Origin of the sequence: Italian clover phyllody phytoplasma str. MA1 (genome assembly GCF_000300695.1) — a bacterium.
Taxonomy (GTDB): Bacteria; Bacillota_I; Bacilli_A; order Acholeplasmatales; family Acholeplasmataceae; genus Phytoplasma.
The window spans coordinates 1-1,850 of the sequence record NZ_AKIM01000124.1 but is presented as its reverse complement, the minus strand read 5'-3'; the positions used below and the strand labels follow the sequence as shown (position 1 = coordinate 1,850).

The 1,850-nt window shown below is 25.9% G+C and carries 2 protein-coding genes; both read left to right on the top strand.

Going from position 1 to position 1,850, the window contains the following annotated elements; all coding sequences use genetic code 11:
• Nucleotides 1-386 (top strand): lambda-exonuclease family protein (locus RI01_RS03930; protein WP_017193172.1); only part of this gene is annotated, 386 nt, incomplete at its 5' end.
• Nucleotides 387-456: 70 nt separating this feature from the next.
• Nucleotides 457-1,602: a hypothetical protein gene (locus tag RI01_RS02875; protein ID WP_017193171.1), complete on the top strand. Its 1,146-nt coding sequence runs from the start codon at nt 457-459 to the stop codon at nt 1,600-1,602.
• The last annotated feature ends 248 nt before the right edge of the window (nt 1,603-1,850 follow it).

Genomic DNA, 1,850 nt, shown 5'->3' with positions numbered 1-1,850 from the left:
CAGCAGTATTTACAAAAGGTATTTTTTCAGCATCATTAGATGGTTTTAATGAAGAAACCAAAACCATGTTAGAAATAAAATGTCCTTTAAATAAAGACAGTACAGCTTGGAAATCTTTTTATAAAGATGGAATTATACCACCGTATTATTTAGCACAAATTCAATGTGGATTATATTGTGCCGAAATAGATAAAGCTTATTTTTTAGTTTATATCAATGATGATGATGATGGCGAAAAATTAAATAAATTTTTAGATGTAATGGATAAGGCGGGAACAGTTACATTAAGAGTATTAGAAGGAATGGCTGATGGAGCACTAGATGGCATGAAAATTGGAGCAATAGTGGGAGGAACACTATTAGGAGGTGTACCTAAAATTATATAAAAATTAAATAAAAAAAAATAACCCTCTAATTAAATTAGGGGGTTAAAAAAACAGAAAGAGAAATAATTAAATGAAAAAAATAAATACAAAAATTAAAGAAACTAAAAATAAATTTCAATTTAATTCAAAAGATATTTTTTTAACTTATAGTAAATGTTCATTGGGAAAAAATGTCATTCATAATCATATTAAAAATTTAATGAATGAAAAAAAGAAAAACATTATTTATATCATTTCTAATACAGAAAATCATGCGGATCATAAAGAAATTCATACGCATGTTTTATTACAATTAGAAAAAAGAAGCAATATAAAAGATGCGAGATTTTTTGATATTGAAGGGTTTCATCCGCGCATTGAAAACGCACAACATATAGAAAAATCAATTGATTACATAAAAAAAGATGGTGATTTTATTGAAGAAGGAACACCAAGAATTAAAAAATATGTGCGTCAAAATCAAAAAGAAGAACGTAAACAATTAATCTATGATGAGATAGATAGATTGCAAATTGAATATTATGAAAACGAAAAATTAAAAATGCATGAAGTAAAAAAAACATTAGATGAATTTATAAAAAAAATGGATCGTGATTTTTATTATGAACAAATTGAATTAATAGAAAGAATATTAAAGAAAAAATTTATTAAAAAAGAAGAAGAAAATATGAATGAAGAAATAACAGAAAATGAAACAGAATCAATTTATGATTTTGATAGTTTTAAAGACAATGAGATAACAAGAAAAATAATTGGAGCTATACAAAAAGAAAAGGACGTTTCCCATCGTCCTAGATCTCTTGTTATTGAGGGACTTAGTAGAATCGGAAAAACCGAATTCATAATAAGTTACCTTAATAAAAACTTAATTCCCTTTAATTATATCAGAGGTAGTCTAGATTTCAGCAAAGAAATTTATAAAAATGAATATAAGATAAATGTATTTGATGATATTTCTATTTTTGAAATTAAAAAACACGGTTTATTAAAAAATATTATCGGTGGCCAAAGAGGATTTAATGCTGATATTAAATATGCCCCAAAGAGACGAATAGCTGGGAATAAATTGAATATTTTTTTATGTAATGAGGACATTTCTTTTGTACGTTTTTGTAAGAAAAACAAAGAAATGGGAGGCAAAGAATATGAATATATAGAAAAAAACTGTCTTTTCTTTAATATTGACGAAAAATTATATAAAGAAAATGAAGAATAATAATTTGGTACACATTATAAAATATGGTACACATTGAAATGTGTACCATATGTGTACCAAATTTAAAATACCGAAAAATCATACTCTAAAAAATGTGTACCAAGAAAAGCTCGTCGGGAATCTTATCGACTCGCATACGTTACGCGCTGAAAAATGGTTAAAAATAAAAAAAATATCAAACAAAATATAAAAATAGGGTACACATATGCCTTTGCTTTACAGGGTTGTGACCCCCCCTATGAATAATG